Origin of the sequence: Pseudomonas sp. R-28-1W-6, assembly GCF_009799925.1 — a bacterium.
Classification (GTDB): domain Bacteria; phylum Pseudomonadota; class Gammaproteobacteria; order Pseudomonadales; family Pseudomonadaceae; genus Aquipseudomonas.
Genome location: NZ_WELK01000002.1, coordinates 581,548 through 601,175, shown reverse-complemented (window position 1 = coordinate 601,175; position 19,628 = coordinate 581,548). Strand labels below are relative to the sequence as shown.

Annotated in this window: 17 protein-coding genes; 7 read left to right on the top strand and 10 right to left on the bottom strand. The window is 68.0% G+C overall.

Annotation, left to right across the window (positions count from 1 at the left end; translation table 11 throughout):
* Nucleotides 1-12 precede the first annotated feature (12 nt).
* Together F3I62_RS07020 and adeC are read left to right on the top strand one after the other, a co-directional pair.
* Nucleotides 13-3,147 (top strand): efflux RND transporter permease subunit, encoded by a 3,135-nt coding sequence (locus F3I62_RS07020; RefSeq protein ID WP_160488928.1) that lies wholly within the window; start codon nt 13-15, stop codon nt 3,145-3,147.
* Entirely contained in the window at nt 3,144-4,571 is a 1,428-nt protein-coding gene (gene adeC / locus F3I62_RS07015) for an AdeC/AdeK/OprM family multidrug efflux complex outer membrane factor (RefSeq protein ID WP_160488927.1), read from the top strand. The genes F3I62_RS07020 and adeC overlap by 4 nt, the downstream gene beginning before the upstream one ends.
* A gap of 55 nt (nt 4,572-4,626) precedes the next feature.
* Here adeC and trmA read toward each other — a convergent pair whose 3' ends face one another.
* Together trmA and F3I62_RS07005 are read right to left on the bottom strand one after the other, a co-directional pair.
* Nucleotides 4,627-5,712 (bottom strand): tRNA (uridine(54)-C5)-methyltransferase TrmA, encoded by a 1,086-nt coding sequence (trmA, locus tag F3I62_RS07010; protein WP_160488926.1) that lies wholly within the window; start codon nt 5,710-5,712, stop codon nt 4,627-4,629.
* A complete protein-coding gene (locus F3I62_RS07005; RefSeq protein ID WP_160488925.1) occupies nt 5,709-7,007 on the bottom strand; it encodes an NCS2 family permease in 1,299 nt (432 codons plus the stop codon). The genes trmA and F3I62_RS07005 overlap by 4 nt, the downstream gene beginning before the upstream one ends.
* A 198-nt stretch (nt 7,008-7,205) precedes the next feature.
* Between F3I62_RS07005 and F3I62_RS07000 the strand changes: the two genes are divergently transcribed.
* Nucleotides 7,206-7,760, top strand: a complete 555-nt coding sequence (locus F3I62_RS07000; protein WP_160488924.1) for a DJ-1 family glyoxalase III — start codon at nt 7,206-7,208, stop codon at nt 7,758-7,760.
* A 79-nt stretch (nt 7,761-7,839) separates the two neighbouring features.
* Here F3I62_RS07000 and F3I62_RS06995 read toward each other — a convergent pair whose 3' ends face one another.
* Both F3I62_RS06995 and F3I62_RS06990 read right to left on the bottom strand, forming a co-directional pair.
* Nucleotides 7,840-9,054 (bottom strand): MFS transporter, encoded by a 1,215-nt coding sequence (locus F3I62_RS06995; RefSeq protein ID WP_160488923.1) that lies wholly within the window; start codon nt 9,052-9,054, stop codon nt 7,840-7,842.
* 250 nt (nt 9,055-9,304) lie between these two features.
* On the bottom strand, nt 9,305-9,715 hold the full coding sequence (locus tag F3I62_RS06990; protein ID WP_160488922.1) for a MerR family DNA-binding protein: 411 nt from the start codon (nt 9,713-9,715) through the stop codon (nt 9,305-9,307).
* 62 nt (nt 9,716-9,777) lie between these two features.
* On the opposite strand from F3I62_RS06990, the gene F3I62_RS06985 reads away from it, so the two are divergent.
* The gene (locus F3I62_RS06985) at nt 9,778-10,407 is read left to right on the top strand and encodes a cation transporter (RefSeq protein ID WP_160488921.1); all 630 of its coding nucleotides are present in this window, start codon (nt 9,778-9,780) and stop codon (nt 10,405-10,407) included.
* Nucleotides 10,400-10,735 (top strand): DUF3703 domain-containing protein, encoded by a 336-nt coding sequence (locus F3I62_RS06980; protein ID WP_160488920.1) that lies wholly within the window; start codon nt 10,400-10,402, stop codon nt 10,733-10,735. Before F3I62_RS06985 ends, F3I62_RS06980 begins: the two co-directional genes overlap by 8 nt.
* A gap of 98 nt (nt 10,736-10,833) precedes the next feature.
* Here the strand turns inward: F3I62_RS06980 and F3I62_RS20225 are convergent, their stop codons facing one another.
* The 6 genes from F3I62_RS20225 to F3I62_RS06955 all read right to left on the bottom strand — a co-directional run bounded on the left by F3I62_RS20225 (nt 10,834) and on the right by F3I62_RS06955 (nt 17,552).
* Nucleotides 10,834-10,956 (bottom strand): DUF2474 domain-containing protein, encoded by a 123-nt coding sequence (locus F3I62_RS20225; RefSeq protein WP_218572746.1) that lies wholly within the window; start codon nt 10,954-10,956, stop codon nt 10,834-10,836.
* Nucleotides 10,956-11,960 carry a cytochrome d ubiquinol oxidase subunit II gene (gene cydB, locus F3I62_RS06975; protein ID WP_160488919.1) on the bottom strand — a complete coding sequence of 335 codons (1,005 nt, stop codon included), beginning with the start codon at nt 11,958-11,960 and terminating at the stop codon, nt 10,956-10,958. The genes F3I62_RS20225 and cydB overlap by 1 nt, the downstream gene beginning before the upstream one ends.
* Complete coding sequence (locus F3I62_RS06970; RefSeq protein WP_160488918.1) at nt 11,957-13,387, bottom strand: cytochrome ubiquinol oxidase subunit I; 1,431 nt, start codon at nt 13,385-13,387, stop codon at nt 11,957-11,959. Before F3I62_RS06970 ends, cydB begins: the two co-directional genes overlap by 4 nt.
* Before the next feature lie 176 nt (nt 13,388-13,563).
* Entirely contained in the window at nt 13,564-14,724 is a 1,161-nt protein-coding gene (locus F3I62_RS06965; protein ID WP_160488917.1) for an iron-containing alcohol dehydrogenase, read from the bottom strand.
* 17 nt (nt 14,725-14,741) lie between these two features.
* On the bottom strand, nt 14,742-16,130 hold the full coding sequence (locus tag F3I62_RS06960; protein ID WP_160488916.1) for an aldehyde dehydrogenase family protein: 1,389 nt from the start codon (nt 16,128-16,130) through the stop codon (nt 14,742-14,744).
* Nucleotides 16,131-16,184: 54 nt separating this feature from the next.
* Complete coding sequence (locus tag F3I62_RS06955) at nt 16,185-17,552, bottom strand: glutamine synthetase family protein (RefSeq protein ID WP_160488915.1); 1,368 nt, start codon at nt 17,550-17,552, stop codon at nt 16,185-16,187.
* A gap of 185 nt (nt 17,553-17,737) precedes the next feature.
* Here F3I62_RS06955 and F3I62_RS06950 point away from each other — a divergent pair, with 185 nt between their 5' ends.
* Together F3I62_RS06950 and F3I62_RS06945 are read left to right on the top strand one after the other, a co-directional pair.
* Complete coding sequence (locus tag F3I62_RS06950; RefSeq protein ID WP_160488914.1) at nt 17,738-18,247, top strand: TRAP transporter small permease subunit; 510 nt, start codon at nt 17,738-17,740, stop codon at nt 18,245-18,247.
* Nucleotides 18,244-19,569: a TRAP transporter large permease subunit gene (locus F3I62_RS06945; protein ID WP_160488913.1), complete on the top strand. Its 1,326-nt coding sequence runs from the start codon at nt 18,244-18,246 to the stop codon at nt 19,567-19,569. Before F3I62_RS06950 ends, F3I62_RS06945 begins: the two co-directional genes overlap by 4 nt.
* Nucleotides 19,570-19,628: the final 59 nt, after the last annotated feature.

The window sequence follows — 19,628 nt, the reverse complement described above, 5'->3', positions numbered from 1 at the left end:
GGAGAGCAGTAGATGTCCCGATTCTTCATCGACAGGCCGATCTTCGCCTGGGTGATCGCCCTGGTGATCATGCTGGCCGGTGGCCTGGCCATCCTCAAGTTGCCGATCAACCAGTACCCGAGCATCGCCGCGCCCGCCGTCGGCATCCAGGTCAGCTACCCTGGCGCCTCGGCACAGACGGTGCAGGACACCGTGGTGCAGGTGATCGAGCAGCAGCTCAACGGCATCGACGGCCTGCGCTACATCAGCTCGGAGAGCAACGCCGACGGCAGCATGAGCATCACCGCCACCTTCGAGCAGGGCACCAACCCCGACATCGCCCAGGTGCAGGTGCAGAACAAGCTGCAGCTGGCCACCCCGCTGCTGCCGCAGGAGGTCCAGCAGCAGGGCATCCGCGTGACCAAGGCGGTGAAGAACTTCCTGCTGGTGCTCGGCGTCGTCTCCGAAGACGGCAGCATGGACAAGAACGACCTGGCCAACTACATCGTCTCCAACATCCAGGACCCGATCTCGCGGGCCAAGGGCGTGGGTGACTTCCAGGTGTTCGGTGCGCAGTACGCCATGCGCATCTGGCTCGATCCGGCCAAGCTGAACAACTTCCAGCTGACCCCGGTGGATGTGAAGAGCGCCATCGTCGCGCAGAACGTGCAGGTGTCCTCCGGCCAGTTCGGCGGCCTGCCGGCCTCGCCCGGCAACCAGCTGAACGCCACCATCATCGGCAAGACCCGCCTGCAGACGGCCGAGCAGTTCGGCGCCATCCTGCTCAAGGTCAACCGCGACGGCTCGCAGGTGCGCCTGCGCGACGTGGCCAAGGTCGAGCTGGGCGGCGAGAACTACAGCATCAGCGCCCAGTACAACGGCATGCCGGCCTCCGGCATGGCGATCAAGCTGGCCACCGGCGCCAACGCCCTGGACACCGCGCAGGCGGTGCGCGACACCATCAAGGAACTGGAGCCGTTCTTCCCGGCCGGGATGAAGGTGGTGTTCCCCTACGACACCACGCCGGTGGTCTCGGCCTCCATCGAGGGGGTGATCCACACCCTGGCCGAGGCCATCGTCCTGGTGTTCCTGGTGATGTTCCTGTTCCTGCAGAACCTGCGCGCCACCCTGATCCCCACCCTGGCGGTGCCGGTGGTGCTGCTCGGCACCTTCGGCGTACTGGCGATGTTCGGCTTCACCATCAACACCCTGACCATGTTCGCCATGGTCCTGGCCATCGGCCTGCTGGTGGACGACGCCATCGTGGTGGTGGAGAACGTCGAGCGGGTAATGGCCGAGGAAGGCCTGTCGCCGCTGGAGGCCACGCGCAAGTCGATGGGGCAGATCCAGGGCGCGCTGGTCGGCATCGCCCTGGTGCTGTCGGCGGTGTTCCTGCCGATGGCCTTCTTCGGCGGCTCCACCGGGGTGATCTACCGCCAGTTCTCCATCACCATCGTCTCGGCCATGGCCCTGTCGGTGCTGGTGGCGCTGATCTTCACCCCGGCACTGTGCGCCACCCTGCTCAAGCCCGTCGCCCCCGGCCACGCGCAGAAGCGCGGCTTCTTCGGCTGGTTCAACCGCAGCTTCGAGCGCGGCGTGCAGGGCTACGAGCGCGGCGTGCGCGCCATTCTCACGCGCAAGGCGCCGTACCTGCTGCTGTACGTGGTGATCCTCGGCGTGATGGCCTGGATGTTCACCCGCATCCCCACCGCCTTCCTCCCCGAGGAAGACCAGGGCGTGCTGTTCGCCCAGGTGCAGACGCCGGCCGGCGCCAGCGCCGAGCGCACCCAGGCGGTGGTCGACCAGATGCGCGAATACCTGCTGGACGACGAGAAGGACACGGTGAAGTCGGTGTTCACCGTCACCGGCTTCAACTTCGCCGGCCGCGGGCAGAGCTCGGGCATGGCCTTCATCATGCTCAAACCCTGGGGTGAGCGCACCGCCGCCGGGCAGAGCGTGGCCGAGCTGGCGCAGCGCGCGCAGCAGCACTTCTTCGGCCTGCGCGACGCCATGGTGTTCGCCTTCGCCCCGCCGGCGGTGATGGAGCTGGGCAACGCCACCGGCTTCAACCTGTTCCTGCAGGACCGTGCCGGGGTCGGCCACGAGGCGCTCAACGCCGCCCGCGACCAGTTCCTCCAGCTGGCCAAGCAGAACCCGGTGCTCAACCGCGTGCGCGCCAACGGCCTGCGCGACGAGCCGCAATACCAGCTGCTGATCGACGACGAGAAGGCCCGTGCCCACGGCCTGGCCCTGGCGGAGATCAACGCCACCCTGTCGATCGCCTGGGGCGCCAGCTACGTCAACGACTTCATCGACCGCGGGCGGGTGAAGAAGGTCTACCTGCAGGGCGAGTCGGAGGCGCGCATGGGGCCCGAAGACCTGAACAAGTGGTACGTGCGCAACGATGCCGGGCAGATGGTGCCGTTCAGCGCCTTCGCCAGCGGCGAGTGGACCTACGGCCCGCCCAAGCTGTCGCGCTACAACGGCGTGTCGGCGGTGGAGATCCTCGGCGAGCCGGCCCCTGGCCACAGCTCCGGCGAGGCCATGGCCGCGGTCGAGGCAATCGCCCGGCAACTGCCGGCCGGCGTCGGCTACTCCTGGACCGGGCTGTCCTACGAGGAACGCCTGTCCGGCGCCCAGGCCCCGGCGCTGTACGCCCTGTCGCTGCTGGTGGTGTTCCTCTGCCTGGCGGCGCTGTACGAGAGCTGGTCGATCCCGTTCTCGGTGATGCTGGTGGTACCGCTCGGGGTGATCGGCGCGCTGCTGTTCACCAGCCTGCGCGGGCTGTCCAACGACGTGTTCTTCCAGGTCGGCCTGCTCACCACCATCGGCCTGTCGGCGAAGAACGCGATCCTCATCGTCGAGTTCGCCAAGGAGCTGCACGAGCAGGGCAAGAGCCTGTTCGACGCGGCGCTGGAAGCCTGCCGCATGCGCCTGCGGCCGATCATCATGACCTCGCTGGCGTTCATCCTCGGCGTGGTGCCCCTGGCCATCTCCAACGGCGCCGGCTCCGGCAGCCAGCATGCGATCGGCACCGGGGTGATCGGCGGCATGTTCACCGCCACCGTGCTGGCGATCTTCTGGGTGCCGCTGTTCTACGTGCTGGTCTGCTCCCTGTTCAAGGACAAGCGCAGCAAAGATGTCATCAGAGAGGAGGCCGTCCAGTGAGGCGTTCCCTGATTTCCCTGGCCATCGCCGCGAGCCTGCTCAGTGGCTGCTCGCTGATCCCCGACTACCAGCGCCCCGCGTCCCCGGTGGACAGCGCCTGGCCGAGTGAGGCCGGCACCGCGCAGAGCGCGAGCGTCGCCGCCGACCTGGGCTGGCGCGCGTTCTTCAGGGACCCGGCGCTGCAGGGCCTGATCGACACCGCCCTGGCCAACAACCGCGACCTGCGGGTGGCCGCGCTGAACGTCGAGGCCTATGCCGCGCAGCGGCAGATCCAGCGCAGCGCGCTGTTCCCCAGCATCTCGGCCGATGGCGGCGCCAGCCGCCAGCGCCTGCCGGGCAGCCTGTCCGACAGCGGCGAGGCGGGCATCAACAGCCAGTACAGCGCGACCCTGGGTGCCAGTGCCTGGGAGCTGGACCTGTTCGGCCGCCTGCGCAGCCTCGACGAGCAGGCGCTGCAGCAGTACTTCGCCAGCGAGGAGGCGCGCCGCGCCACGCAGATCGCCCTGGTGGCCAGCGTGGCCAACGCCTGGCTGACCCTGCAGGCCGACCAGGAACTGCTGCAGCTGACCCAGGACACCCTCAAGACCTACCAGCAGAGTTTCGCCCTGACCCGGCGCAGCTTCGATGTCGGCGTGGCCGACGCGCTGGCCCTGGCCCAGGCGCGCAGCGCGGTGGAGAGCGCCCAGGTCAGCCTGGCGCAGTACAGCCGCCAGGTGGCCCAGGACCGCAACGCCCTGGTGGTGCTGCTCGGCAGCGGCAAGGCCGGCGGCCTGCCGGCGGGTCGGGCGCTGGCCGACGACCTGCTGCTGGAGGTGCCGGCCGGGCTGCCGTCCGACCTGCTGCAGCGCCGTCCGGACCTGCGCCAGGCCGAGTACCAGCTCAAGGCCGCCAACGCCAACATCGGTGCGGCGCGCGCGGCGTTCTTCCCCAGCGTCAGCCTGACTGCCAACGCCGGCAGCCTCAGCCCGGACCTCGCCGGCCTGTTCGACGCCGGCTCCGGCAGCTGGCTGTTCCAGCCCAGCATCAGCCTGCCGCTCTTCAACGCCGGCAGGCTCAAGGCCAGCCTGGACTACGCCGAGCTGCAGCAGGACATCCAGGTGGCCAGCTACGAGAAGGCCATCCAGGTCGCCTTCCAGGAGGTGGCCGACGGCCTCGCCGCGCGCGCCACCTACCAGCAGCAGCTGGACGCCCAGCGCGCCCTGGTGAAGACCAACGAGGAGTACTACCGCCTGGCCGAACGGCGCTACCGCACCGGGGTGGACAGCTACCTGACCCTGCTCGACGCCCAGCGCCAGCTGTTCAGCGTGCGTCAGCAACTGATCGGCGACCGCCTGGCCCAGCTGGCCAGCGAGGTCGAGCTGTACAAGGCCCTGGGCGGCGGCTGGTACGAGCAGACGCAGCTGGCCGCCGCACCGGCCGACTGAGTGCCGGCCTGAAACGAAAAAGCCCCGGCATGCCGGGGCTTTTTTGTGGGTGCGATCAGCGCCTGACCAGCAGCACGCCCGCTTCCATGTGGTGGGTCCAGGGGAACTGGTCGAACAGGGCGCAGCGCTCGATGCGATGGGTGTCGTCGAGCTGGGCGATGTTGGCGGCCAGGGTCTGCGGGTTGCAGGAGATGTACAGGATGTTGTCGAAGCGCCGGGTCAGCTCGCAGGTGTCCGGGTCCATGCCGGCGCGCGGCGGGTCGACGAACACGGCGCCGAAGTCGTAGGACTTCAGGTCGATGCCGGCCAGGCGGCGGAACGGCCGCACCTCGTTGAGGGCCTGGGTCAGCTCCTCGGCACTCAGGCGCACCAGCTCGATGTTGTCGATGCCATTGTCGGCCAGGTTGGCCAGGGCGGCATTTACCGAGCTCTTGCTGATCTCGGTGGCCAGCACCTTTCTGACCCGGGTGGACAGCGGCAGGGTGAAGTTGCCGTTGCCGCAGTACAGCTCCAGCAGGTCATCCTGGCGCTCGCCGAGGGCATCAAAGGCCCACTGCAGCATCTGCTGGCAGACCAGGCCGTTGGGCTGGGTGAAGGCGCCCTCCGGCTGGCGGTAGCGGAAGCTGCGCCCGGCCACCTGCAGTTCTTCCTGCACATAGTCGCGGCCGATCACCAGGCGCTGGCCGCGCGAACGGCCGACCAGGCTGACGCCCAGGCTGGCCGCCAGCTGCTCGGCCTCGGCCTGCCAGGCGGCGTCCAGCGGGCGGTGGTAGCACAGGGTGATCAGTGCATCGCCGGCCAGGGTGGTGAGGAACTCGACCTGGAACAGCTTGAACGACAGCACCCGGCTGGCCTGCCAGGCCGCCTTCAGTTGCGGCATCAGCTGGTTGATGCGCAGGCTGGCGATGGGGAAGTCGTCGATCAGGATCGGCGTGTGCTTGTCGCCGGCGGCGAACATCGCGTAGTGGCGCTCCTCCTGTTCGCGCCACAGGCGGAACTCGGCGCGCAGGCGGTAGTGCTCGCCCGGCGAGGCAAACACCTGCGGCTCGGGCGCGGCGAAGGGCGCCAGCAGCTCGCGCAGGCAGGCGACCTTGTCGTTCAGCTGGGCGGCGTAGGCCGCCTGGTCTCGGTTCTGGCTCATGCGCTGGCGGTCAATCCGAATTTGATGACGAAGATCGCGGCGAGGATCACCAGCGCCGGGTTGAGCTCCTTGAAGCGCCCGGCCAGGGCCTTGATCAGCACCCAGCTGATGAAGCCGAAGGCGATGCCGTTGGCGATGGAGAAGGTCAGCGGCATGGCCAGGGCGGTGATCACCACGGGGGCGGCGACGGTGATGTCGTCCCAGTCGATCTCGGCCAGGCCCGAGGTCATCAGCACGGCGACGAACAGCAGCGCCGGCGCGGTGGCGAACGCTGGTACGGTGCCGGCCAGCGGGGCGAAGAACAGCGCCAGCAGGAACAGCACGGCGACCACGCAGGCGGTCAGGCCGGTACGCCCGCCGGCGGCCACGCCCGAGGCCGATTCAATGTAGCTGGTGGTGGTGCTGGTGCCCAGCAGCGAGCCGCCCATGGCGGCGGCGCTGTCGGCGATCAGGGCGCGGCCCATCTTCGGCAGGTGGCCGTCCTTGCTCATCAGCCCGGCGCGCTTGGCCACGCCGATCAGGGTGCCGGTGTTGTCGAACAGGTCGACGAACAGGAAGGCGAAGATCACGCTGATCATGCCCACGTCCAGCGCGCCCATGATGTCCAGCTGGAGGAAGGTCGGTGCCAGCGACGGCGGCATCGACAGCACGCCGCCGAACGGGGTGACGCCCAGGGCGATGGCGATGGCGGTGACCGCGAGAATGCCGATCATCACCGCGCCGGTGACGCGACGGGCTTCCAGGGCAACGATCAGGAAGAAACCGAGGATCGCCAGCAGCGGGCCGGGCGCGTGCAGGTCACCGAGGCCGACCAGGGTGGCCGGGTTGGCGATCACCAGGCCGGCTTCCTTCAGCGCGATCAGCGCGAGGAACAGGCCGATGCCGGCGGCGATGGCCGAGCGCAGCGGCAACGGGATGCTGTTCACTATCCACTCGCGGATGCGGAAGATCGACAGCAGGAAGAATAGCGTGGCGGAGATGAACACCGCGCCCAGTGCCACCTGCCAGCTGTGGCCCATGTGCAGGACCACGGTATAGGTGAAGAAGGCGTTGAGGCCCATGCCCGGGGCGAGGGCGATCGGGTAGTTGGCGATCAGGCCCATCAGCGCCGAGCCGATGGCCGCGGCCAGGCAGGTGGCGACGAAGATCGCGCCCTTGTCCATGCCGGTTTCGCCGAGAATCGCCGGGTTGACGAAGAGGATGTAGGCCATGGTCAGGAAGGTGGTCAATCCCGCCAGGATCTCGGTGCGCACGTTGGTGCCGTGCGCCTTGAGTTGGAACAGCTTTTCCAGCATGTTGGCTCCCATGAGACCGGTGCGTAAGTAAGGTGCGGACTGCGCGAAAGCAAAGCACAAAGGCCGCCGGCGTGAAGGAAAACGCCGGCAGATTCGAGCCAGATCCGGAAAAGCGGCGCATCATACCAGCTCACCTGCGAACGGTGAATTTATGACCGGACGGACAGCATTGGTCGCCGTCCGCCAAGGAGAACCGCCATGACCCTGCGTGCCCTGATCGCCGTCGCCGACGGCGTGGAAGACATTGAAACCGTGACCCTGATCGACGTGCTGCGCCGCGCCGAGATCGAAGTGCTGGTGGCCTGCATCGAGAACCGGCGCATGTTCACCTGCGCCCGTGGCTCGCGGATGACCGCCGACGCCATGCTGATCGACGTGCTGGCCCAGGACTTCGACCTGATCGCCCTGCCCGGCGGCATGCCTGGCGCCCAGCACCTGGCCGACCACGGCCCGCTGGCGCAGAAGCTCCAGGAGCAGGCCAAGGCCGGCAAGCTGTTCGCCGCCATCTGCGCCGCCCCGGCCCTGGCCCTGCAGGGCTACGGGGTGCTCAAGCAGCGCCGCATGACCTGCTACCCGGCGTTCAGCGATCGCCTGTCGGGCTGCACCTTCGTCGATCAGCCGGTGGTGGTCGACGGCAACTGCATCACCAGCCAGGGCCCGGCCACCGCGCTGGAATTCGCCCTGACCCTGGTCGAGCAACTGGCGGGCAAGGCCAAGCGCAAGGCGGTGGCCGAGGCGATGCTGGTGCCCTGAGCGCCTTGAGGGCCGCGCCTAGGGGGCGCGGTGCGCACTGCAAGCCATGTGCAGGCCTTGGTGCGCACGGCGCGTCCTGCTAGAGGCTCTTGTGCAGGCGGTCGCGCCGCGCCAGGGTCGGGAACAGCTTGATCCAGGTGCCGCAGATCAGCAGGGTGCCGGCGCCGCCGATGACCACCGCCGGCACCGTGCCGAACCAGGCCGCGGTGACCCCGGACTCGAACTCGCCGAGCTGGTTGGAGGCGCCGATGAACAGGCCGTTCACCGCGCTGACCCGGCCGCGCATGGCGTCCGGGGTTTCCAGCTGCACCAGGGTGCCGCGGATGACCATGCTGATCATGTCCGCCGCGCCCAGCAGCACCAGTACCGCCAGGCTGAACCAGAACGAGGTGGACAGGCCGAAGGCGATGGTGGCTACGCCGAAGATCGCCACCGAGCCGAACATGATCGGCCCGGTACGCCGTTCGATCGGGAAGTGCGCCAGCCACAGCGACATCAGCAGCGCACCCACCGCCGGCGCCGAGCGCAGCAGGCCGAGGCCCCAGGGCCCGGTGAGCAGGATGTCCTTGGCGAACACCGGCAGCAGCGCGGTGGCGCCGCCGAGCAGCACGGCGAACAGGTCGAGGGAGATCGAGCCGAGCACGTCCGGCTTGCTGCGGATAAAGCGGATGCCGGCCAGCAGCGACTCCAGGGTGGCGGGCTCCTTGCGCAGCACCTGGCCGCTGGCACTCAAGCCGAGCATCAGGGCGCAGGCCATGACGTAGAGCAGCACGCCGGGGCCGTACACCCAGTTGGCGCCGAAGGCATACAGCAGGCCGCCGAGGGCCGGGGCGACGATGGTCGCCGCCTGCATGGCCGAGGCCGAGGCGGCCACGGCACGGGGGAACAGCTCGGCCGGCACCACGTTGGGCAGCAGCGCCTGGGTCGCCGGCATCTCGAAGGTGCGGGCCAGGCCGAGGAGGAAGGCCAGGACGAAGATCAGCTCGCGGCTGACGCTGTCGGTACTGCTGCCCAGCAGCAGCGCCAGCGCCACCAGGGCCTGCAGGCCCTGGCAGGCGGCGGCGATCTTGCGCCGCTCGAAGCGGTCGGCGACATGCCCGGCATGCAGCATGAACAGCAGGCGCGGGAGGAATTCGGCGAGGCCGACCAGGCCCAGGTCGAGCACGCTGCCGGTGAGCTGGTAGAGGTGCCAGCCGATGGCCACGGTGAGCATCTGGAAGCCACTGGCGGTGAAGACGCGGGCCAGCCAGAAGGCCATGAACGGCTTGTGCTGGCGCAGGAGGAGGTCGGACATGACGGGTGGATGCTTAGGCGGCTAACGAGGTTCGCCAGCCTAGCACGGCTGGCGGCTGCCGCCGTTGCCAATGGCGAACGCAGTGTTCGCCGATCGAACGCTGGGTACGCCCAACGATACCTCGGCGGGGCGACGCAACCTCGCCAGGCAAGGCTGGCATGAGGGGGCGTAGGGTGTGCCGTGCGCACCATGTTCGCCGTGCCGGCCCTGGTGCGCATGGCGCACCCTGTGGATTTGTCGTGCCGGCCAGTCAGGCGCAGCAGTCGCGGCTGTCCAGGGCCTCCAGCAGGCGGCAGTGTTCGGCGTGGCCGCTCTGGCAGCCGGCGATCTTGTTCAGCTCGGCCTGCATGTTCTGCAGGTCGCGGATGCGCGCCGCGATGGTGTCCAGGTGTTCGCGCACCATCTGGTCGGCGCTGGCACAGGGGCTGTCGGGACGGGCGGCCAGGTCCAGCAGGCTGCGGATTTCCTCCAGGCTGAAACCCAGTTCGCGGCCGCGGCGGATGAAGCGCAGGCGGCGCACGTCCATCGCCTGATAGTGGCGGTAGCCGGCGCTGCTGCGTTGCGGTTCGGGCAGCAGGCCGGAGCGCTCGTAGAAGCGGATGGTCTCCAGGTTGACGCCGCTCGCGCGGCTGAGGGCGCCGATGGTAAGAGGCTTGTCCATGCTTGACTCCGTAGCGACTACAGGCTTTAGCCTAGTCTGCACCTGAACCAAGGAGATGCCAAATGGGTGCTCATTGCTGCAATCATGACCGGGACATCAGTCGTTCGCGGCGCTACCGCAAGATCCTGTGGGTGGCGCTGGCGGTCAACTTCGCCATGTTCGCCGTGGAGATCGGCGCCGGGCTGCGCGCCGGCTCGGTGTCGCTGCTGGCCGACTCGCTGGACTTCCTCGGCGATGCCGGCAACTACGCCATCAGCCTGTGGGTACTCGGCCTGGGCGTGGTGCTGCGTGCCCGGGCGTCGCAGTTCAAGGCGCTGTGCATGCTGCTGTTCGGCGTCGGCGTGCTCGGCACGACGATCTGGCAGCAGCTGCAGGGCGGCGTGCCGAGCGCGCCGACCATGGGCGCGGTCGGGCTGCTGGCGCTGTCGGCCAACGTCGGGGTGGCGGCGCTGCTGTATGCCTACCGCGAGGGCGACAGCAACATGCGCAGCGTCTGGCTGTGCACGCGCAACGATGCCCTGGGCAACCTGGCCGTGCTACTTGCGGCGCTGGGGGTTTTCGGTACCGGTAGCGCCTGGCCGGACCTGCTGGTGGCGGCGATCATGGCGGCGCTGGCGATCAGCGCGGCGATCCAGGTGCTGCGCCATGCCCGCGAGGAGATCAGCGAGGAGCGGGGTTCCAGCCATGCGTAGCGCCGCCCGCGCCGCCCTGGCGGCTGCCTTCGCCGAGGCCGGCCAAGCCCTGCGCGCGGGCGAGGCGCAGGCCGCGCTACTCAGCCTGGAGCGGGCGCATATCCTCGGTCAGCGCCTGCCGCTGGCCCATGCCCGCGCGCACTGGCTGATGCTGCGTGCCGGCTGGCAGGCGCGCGACTGGCGCGAGGTGGTGGGGCAAGTGCCGCGCATCGTCGCCGCGCTGCTGTTCTCGCGGATCTGGGTGCCGGTCGGCAACAGCGGGCGGGCACGGGTCAGTGCGTTTAAACCCATGCCGCTTAGCGCCGAGCTGAAGCGGTTGCTGGAATAACCGTGGCTTCACGGTGGAAAACGCTGCGCGGTTTTCCACCCTAGGCATGGGCCATGTTTTGTAGGGAGGATAACGCTCTGCTTATCCACCAGCAGGGCTCAGGCCAGGCCCATGCCCCACTTGATCGCATAGGCCAGCAGGCTGACCGCCGCCACGCCGCCCAGCCACAGGACGGCGAACCAGGCCAGGCGCCGGGCCAGGGGCTGCTTCGGCGCGTCCATCAGTGGTAACCCTCGCCGACCTTAACCTTGCCGCGGAACACGTAGTAGCTGTAGGCGGTGTAGATCAGGATGATCGGCACCATGATGGTCACCCCGACCAGGGCGAAGGCCTGGCTGCTGTGCGGCGCCGAGGCGTCCCAGATGCTCAGCGACGGCGGCACGATGTTCGGCCACAGGCTGATGGCCAGGCCGGTGTAGGCCAGGGCGATCAGGGCCAGGGTCAGCACGAAGGGCTGCTTGTCCTTCTTCAGCTGGATGGCGCGGACGATGCCGAGCACGGTCACCGCCACCAGGGTCGGTACCGGGATGAAGTAGAACAGGTTGGGCAGGGTGAACCAGCGCTGGGCAATGGCCGGCTGGGTCAGCGGCGTCCAGATGCTCACCGCGCTGATGAACAGCAACAGCAGACAGGTCAGCGGCAGCATCAGCTGGTACATCTTGTGCTGCAGGCGGCCCTCGGTCTTCATCAGCAGCCAGGCGCAGCCGAGCATGGCGTAGCCGACCACCAGGCCGGCGCCGCAGAACAGCGGGAAGGGCGCCAGCCAGTCGAAGGCGCCGCCGGCGAACTGCCGGTCCGTCACCTTGATCCCTTCGACAAAGGCGCCGAGCACCACGCCCTGGGCGAAGGTGGCCAGCAGCGAGCCGCCGATGAAGGCCGCGTCCCACACATAGCGGGTGCGCTTGGCCTTGAAGCGGAACTCGAAGGCCACGCCGCGGAAGATCAGGGCGATCAGCATGATCACCAGCGGCAGGTACAGCGCCGTGAGCACCACCGAGTAGGCCAGCGGGAAGGCGGCGAACAGCCCGGCGCCGCCCAGTACCAGCCAGGTCTCGTTACCGTCCCAGATCGGCGCCACGGTGTTCATCATGGCGTCGCGCTCGTCCTTGTCGCGGAAGAACGGAAAGAGGATGCCGATACCGAGGTCGAAACCGTCCATCACCACGTACATGAAGATGCCGAAGGCAATCACCCCGGCCCAGATCAGCGGCAGGTCGATAGTCATGGGCGTTGCTCCTGTTCGTCTTCGACGCTTTCTTCGGCGGCGGACAGCGGCCGCGACGGCGTGCGCGGGTGGCCGGGGCCGGCGTCTTCTTCAATTGCATGGCTGTGCAGCAGGCCGAGCACCGGGCCCTTGCGCATCATGCGCAGCAGGTAGGTGATGCCGACGCCGAACACCGCCAGATAGACCACCACGAAGATGCTCAGGGTCGCGCCCATCTGCCCGGCGCTGTGGTTGGACACCGCGTCCGAGGTGCGCAGCAGGCCGTAGACCACCCAGGGCTGACGGCCGACTTCGGTGGTGACCCAGCCGGCGAGCAGGGCGACCAGCCCGGCCGGGCCCATCAGCAGCACGAAGCGCTGCAGCCCCGGCGACTCGTACAGCCGCCCGCGCAGGCGCAGCCACAGGCCGAGCACGCCGGCGAGGATCATCAGCAGGCCGAGGCCGATCATCACGCGGAAGCTCCAGAACACGATGGGCACATTGGGCCGGTCCTCTGGCGCCCACTCCTTGAGGCCCTTGATCTCGCCATCGAGGTCGTGGGTGAGGATCAGGCTGGCCAGGCGCGGGATGCCGATGGCGTACTTGGTTGTCTCTGCCTGCATGTCGGGGATGCCGAACAGCAGCAGCGGCACGCCTTTCTCGGTGTCCCAGTGGCCTTCCATGGCGGCCACCTTGGCCGGCTGGTACTTGAGGGTGTTGAGGCCGTGCAGGTCACCGATAAAGGCCTGCACCGGCGCTACCAGCAGCGCCATCCACAGCGCCATGGAGAACATCATGCGGGTGGCCGGGTCGCGCTTGCCCTTGAGCAGGTGCCAGGCCGCGGTGGCGCCGACGATGAAGGCGGTGCTGAGGAAGGCCGCCACCGCCATGTGCGCCAGGCGGTAGGGGAAGGACGGGTTGAACACGATGTCCCACCAGCTTTCCGGGTAGAAGATGCCGTCGACCAGGCTATGGCCCTGCGGGGTCTGCATCCAGCTGTTGGAGGAGAGAATCCAGAAGGTCGAGATCAGCGTGCCGATGGCCACCATCAGGGTGGCGAAGAAGTGCAGGCCCTTGCCCACCTTGTTCAGGCCGAACAGCATGATGCCGAGGAAGCCGGCCTCGAGGAAGAACGCGGTGAGCACCTCGTAGGTCAGCAGCGGCCCCATGATGCTGCCGGCGGCAGTGGATAGCTGGCTCCAGTTGGTGCCGAACTGGTAGCTCATCACCACCCCGGAAACCACGCCCATGCCGAAGGCCACGGCGAAGATCTGCAGCCAGAAACGGAACAGGTCGTAGTAGACCTCGTTTTTGGTCTTCAGCCACAGCCCTTCGAGCACAGCCAGGTAGCTGGCCAGCCCGATACTGATGGCGGGAAACACGATGTGGAAGGAGATGGTGAAGGCGAACTGGATTCGAGCCAGTTCCAACGCGTCCAGGCCAAACATAAAGGGCCCCTCGATAAATTGATCTGGGTCAATCATCCGCCCCTTACGACTTTCGTCCTAGTCGGCGGATTGTCGCACCGGGCAATATGTCGCAGGGGCCGTGCCATGGGGGCTCGCGGGCAGGTTCTTGTGCAGGGTGCGCAATGCGCACCCTACGGCTGATCGTGAACCGGCTCTTACAACTGGCCCTTGAGTGCGGCGCTGAACAGCGCGGCGCAGTCCGCCTCGCTCAGCGGTTGCGGGTTGCCGCCGGCGGACGGATCGACCACCGCCATCTGCGCGATCAGCGCGGTCTGGCTGTCGTCCACGCCCAGTTCGGCCAGGCTGTGCGGCACGCCGGTGTCGCGGCGCAGGTGCATGACCAGTTCGAGGAAGCTGTCGAAGCCGGGGTTGAACAGGCCCAGGTAGGCGGCCAGGCGGCTGATGCGTTGCTCGATCACGCTGCGGTTGAACTTCAGCACATAGGGCATCAGTACCGCGTTGGTCATGCCGTGGTGGGTGTCGTACAGCGCGCCGATCGGGTGGGCCAGGGCGTGCATGCCGCCGAGGCCCTTCTGGAAGGCGGTGGCGCCCATGGCCGCGGCGGCAAGCATGTCGGCGCGGGCGTCGAGGTCGTCCGGGTGCTTGACCGCGCGCACCAGGGCGCCGGCCACCAGGCGCATGCCTTCTACCGCGATGCCGTCGGCCAGCGGGTGGAAACCCGGCGCGCAGTAAGCCTCCAGGCAGTGGGAGAAGGCGTCCATGCCGGTGCCGGCGGTGATGAAGGCCGGCATGCCGACGGAAAGCGCCGGGTCGCTGATGACGATCCTGGGCATCATCTGCGGGTGGAAGATGATGCGCTTGGTGTGCGTGCGCTCGTCGGTGAGGATGCCGGCGCGGCCGACTTCCGAGCCGGTGCCGGCGGTGGTCGGCACGGCGATGATCGGCGCGATGCCCTTGGGGTCGGCGCGGGTCCACCAGTCGCCGACATCCTCGAAGTCCCACACCGGGCGGCTCTGTCCGCTCATGAAGGCGATCAGCTTGCCCATGTCCAGGCCGCTGCCGCCGCCGAAGGCGACCACCCCGTCGTGCCGGCCGGCGTGGTAGGCGATGAGGCCGGCGGCCAGGTTGCTTTCCACCGGGTTCGGCTTGAGCTCGCTGAAACAGGCGGCGCCGAGGCCGGCGGCCTGCAGCGAGGCGAGGGCGGCGGTGGTGATCGGCGCGCTGGCCAGGCCGCGGTCGGTGACCAGCAGCGGGCGCAGCATGCCCAGGCTCCGGCACAGCTCGGGCAGCTCCTGGATGCGGCCGACGCCGAAGCGTACCGAGGTGGGGTAGTTCCAGTTGGCGGTCTTGCTCATGGCTGGGCTCCCTGAGGTCAGAGTTGATGACGCAGGTGGAAGGACTTGGGCCGGGTCAGGTGCTCGTAACCGAGGCTGGACAGGGTGGCGCCACGGCCGCTGTGCTTGACCCCGGTCCAGGCCAGGGCCGGGTCGAGGTAGTCGCAGCGGTTCATGAACACCGTGCCGGTGTCGAGCTGCTGGCCGATGCGCTCGGCGGCGTCCAGGTCACTGCTCCAGATCGCCGCGCTGAGGCCGTAGGGGCTGTCGTTCATCAGGGCGATGGCCTCCGCGTCGCCGGCCACCGGCATGATGCCGACCACCGGGCCGAAGCTTTCCTCGCGCATCACGGCCATGTCGTGATTGACCTGTACCAGCACCTGCGGCGCCATATAGGCACTGCCGGGGGCGTCGGCGGCGAAGCTCTTGGCCTCGATCAGCGCCCTGGCGCCCTTGGCCCTGGCCTCGGCGATCTGCCCGCGGACGAACTCGGCGGCCTCGCTGCGCACCAGCGGGCCGAGGGTGGTGGCCTCCTGCAGCGGGTTGCCCAGCACGTACTGCTTGGTCAGCTCGACGAAGCCGTCGACGAAGGCCGGATACAGCGCCTGGTCCACATAGATGCGCTCGATGCCGCAGCAGCTCTGCCCGGAGTTGAAGAAGCTGCCGTCGACCAGGTTCTCCACCGCGTGGGCCAGGTTGGCGTCGCCGCGCACATAGGCCGGGTCCTTGCCGCCCAGCTCCAGGCCGACGCCGATGAAGTGTCCGGCTGCGGCGCTTTCCATCAGCCGGCCGCCTTCCACCGAGCCGGTGAAGTTGACCTGCTGCACATGCCCGGAGGCGATCAGGGTGGCGGTCTGGCCGTGGTCCAGCACCAGGTTGCGGAACAGCCCGTGGGGCAGGCCGGCGCGCTCGAAGGCCAGGGCGAAGCGCTCGCCGACCAGCAGGGTCTGGCTGGCGTGCTTGAGCAGCACGGCGTTGCCGGCCATCAGCGCCGGGATGATGGCGTTCACCGCGGTCAGGTAGGGGTAGTTCCATGGCGCGATGACCAGCACCGTGCCCAGCGGCTCGCGGCGGACATAGCGGCGGAAACCGTCCTTCGGCGGCGGCACCACATCGGCCAGGGCGCGGGCGGCGATGCCGATCATGTAGCGGGCGCGTTCCTCGAAGCCGCGCAGCTCGCCGGCGCCAAAGCGCACCGGGCGGCCCATCTGCCAGGCCAGCTCGGGGACGATCTGGTCGGCCATCGCCAGCATGGCGTCCACGGCCTTCAGGCAGTAGCCGGCACGCTGCTCGATGCTCAGCTCGCGCCAGGCGCGCTGGGCCTCGCGGGCGCTGCTCAGGGCCTGTTCCAGCTGGCTGGAGCTGGCGTAGGGGCGTTCGGCATACAGGCTGCCGTCGACCGGGGAAATCAGGCGAATGCTGTTCATCGGATCTCCTTTTCATCAATGGGGGAAACGGCGGAGGCTGTTCCATCCAGGCGGCTAGTAGCGTTCGAAACCGCGGTGCAGTTCCCAGTCGGTCACCCGGCGGTCGTACTCGGACTGCTCCCAGCGCGCGGTGTGCAGGTAGTGTTCGATCACCTCGTCGCCGAAGGCCGCGCGCAGCATGGTCGAGCGGGCCAGGGCATCGGTGGCGCCGCGCAGGGTCTTGGCCACCTCGGGCAGCTCCTCGTGCTGGTAGGCGTCGCCGGAGAAGGGCGCCGGCAGCTCCAGCTGCTCGTCGATGCCGGCCAGGCCGGCGGCGATCAGGGCGGCGAAGGCCAGGTAGGGGTTGAGATCGGCGCCACCGATGCGGCATTCGATGCGGATGCCCTTGCCGCCCTCGCCGCACAGGCGAAAGCCGGCGGTGCGGTTGTCGTTGCTCCACACCGCGCGGGTGGGGGCGAAGGTGCCGGCCTGGAAGCGCTTGTAGGAGTTGATATAGGGGGCGAGGAAGTAGGTGATGTCGCCGGCGTACTTGAGCTGGCCGGCGACCCACTGGCGCATCAGCCTGGACATGCCGAACTCGGCCTGGGCGTCGAAGAACAGCGGCTGGTTGCCGTCCAGGCTCCACAGCGAGTTGTGCACGTGGCTGCTGGAGCCGGCCAGATTGTAGTTCCACTTGGCCATGAAGGTGATGGCCTTGCCCTGCAACATGGCGATTTCCTTGCAGGCGTGTTTGATCAGGCTGTGGTTGTCGGCCATGGTCAGCGCGTCGGCGTAGCGCACGTTGATCTCTTCCTGGCCGGGGCCCCACTCGCCCTTGGAGTTCTCCACGGCGATGCCGGCGGCCTGCAGGTGCTTGCGGATGGCGCGCAGCACCGGCTCGTCGCGGATGGTCTGCAGGATGCCGTAGTCCTCGATGTGGTAGTTGGCCGTGCGCGGCTCGCGGTAGTGCTGGGCGTGGATGCTCTCGTAGCTCTGGTCGAACAGGTAGAACTCCAGCTCCGAGGCGAACATGCCTTGGTAGCCGCGCTCGGTCAGGCGGGCGATCTGCCGCTTGAGGATGGCCCGCGGGCTGTGCGGCAGGTCCTGCTGGTGATGGTCCTGCACATCGCACAGGACCAGGGCGGTGCCCTCCAGCCAGGGCACCAGGCGCAGGGTGGAGAGGTCGGGCTTGAACACGAAGTCGCCGTAGCCGCGCTGCCAGCTAGCGGCGGCATAACCGGGTACCGGCTCCATGTCGATGTCGTCGGCCAGCAGGTAGTCGCAGCCGTGGGTTTCTTCATGGGCGCTGTCGAGGAAGAACTCGATCTGGAAGCGCTTGCCGATCAGGCGGCCCTGCATGTCGACCATGCAGGCCAGGACGGTATCCACGGTGCCGGCTTCGGCGTGCTGGCGCAGCTGGGCCAGGGTGAGGGGGGCAGTCATCGCAGTTCTCCGCAGGCGCGGCCGCTGCCGCGGCCTGTTGTTTTTGTGCTGTGCGTGAGCGAGTCCCGCAGGGCGGGATGCTTCTGACTCTAGTCGATTTTCCGCGCCTGCCCGGGCGGTCAGGTTGGCAAGTGACGAAGCTGGTCTAGGCTGTGCCAGATAAGGACAACTCGGCGGGCGGGCTCATGCACAAGGCAATCCGCGGATACGTGCGCGTGGTGGAGCGGATCAACCGCTGGGTTGGTCGCTGCGCCATGTACCTGATCTTCGCCATCCTCGGCGTGCTGTTCTACTCCTCGCTGAGCAAGGTGGCGTTCGAACCGGCGATCTGGACCCTGGAGGTCGCGCAGTTCCTCATGGTCGCCTACTTCCTGCTGGGCGGCGCCTACTCCATGCAGCTCGACGGCCATGTGCGCATGGACCTGCTGTACAGCCGCTGGACCCTGCGCACCCGCGCCTGGGTCGATGTGCTGACCGTGGGCTTTCTGCTGTTCTACCTGGGGCTGTTGCTGTACGGCGGCATCTCCTCGACCTGGTACGCCTTCGAGTACGACGAGACCAGCTACTCGGCCTGGTCGCCGCGCATGGCGCCGATCAAGGTGCTGATGACCCTGGGCGTGGCGCTGATGCTGCTGCAGACGATCGCCACGCTGTTCAAGGACCTGGCCCACATCCGCGGGGAGCCTATCGAATGAGCGAGTCGCCCATCGCCCTGCTGATGTTCTCCTCGATGATGCTGTTGCTGCTCACCGGCAAGCGGGTGTTCGGCGCCATCGGCTTCGTCGCCGCGGCGGCGGCCCTGCTGCTGTGGGGCGACGGCGGGGTGGAGCTGCCGTTCAGCGCGGCGATGAAGCTGATGAAGTGGTACCCGCTGCTGACCCTGCCGCTGTTCGTGTTCATGGGCTACATGCTGTCCGAGTCGGGCATCGCCGAAGACCTCTACCGCATGTTCCATGTGTGGATGGGACCGCTGCACGGCGGGCTGGCCATCGGCACCATCCTGCTGATGGTGGTGATTTCGGCGATGAACGGCCTGAGCGTGGCCGGCATGGCCATCGGCGCCAGCATCGCCCTGCCCGAGCTGCTGCGCCGTGGCTACGACAAGATCATGGTCACCGGGGTGATCCAGGCCGGCAGCACGCTGGGCATCCTGATCCCGCCCAGCGTGGTGCTGGTGCTGTACGGCATGATCGCGCGCCAGCCGGTCGGCCAGTTGTGGCTGGCCGGGGTGTTTCCCGGCCTGCTGATGGCCAGTCTGTTCATCCTCTACATCGTCATTCGCTGCTGGCTGAAGCCCAGCATGGGCCCGGCGCTGCCCATCGAGGAGCGCGCGCAGATCAGCCTGGGCGAGAAGGTGATCCTGCTGCGCGCCGGGCTGCTTCCGCTGCTCATCTTCTTCGCCATGACCGGCCTGTTCATGCTCGGCTACACCAGCCTGGTGGAAAGCTCGGCGGTGGGCGCGGTGTCGGCCTTGCTGGCGGCCCTGGTCAAGGGCCGGCTGAACCGCCAGGTGATGGAAGACACCCTGCGCAAGACCCTGGTCATCACCTGCATGTTCATGTGGATCATCCTCGCCGCCCTGTGCTTCGGCGCGGTGTTCGACGGCCTCGGCGCGGTCAAGGCGATCGAGGACTTGTTCGTCGGCAGCCTGGGCCTGGGGCCCTGGGAAATCCTCATCCTGATGCAGCTGTCGTTCATCATCATGGGCATGTTCCTCGACGACACCGCCATGCTGGTGATCGTCGCGCCGCTCTATATCCCCCTGGTGGGCAGCCTGGGCTTCGACCTGGTGTGGTACGGCGTGCTCTACACCATGACCTGTCAGATGGCCTACATGACCCCGCCATTCGGCTACAACCTGTTTCTCATGCGGGCCATGGCGCCGCCGGAAATCAGCCTGCGCGACATCTATGCCTCGGTAACCCCCTTCGTCCTGGTCATGGTGCTGACCCTGGCGCTGGTGATGATCTTCCCGCAGATCGCCCTGTGGCTGCCGCAGCTGCACTACGGGCGTTGAACGCTTTCTAGCTTTCGGGGCGGCGCCTCCGGTTGTCTCTTGTTGCGCGCGCTGACCTG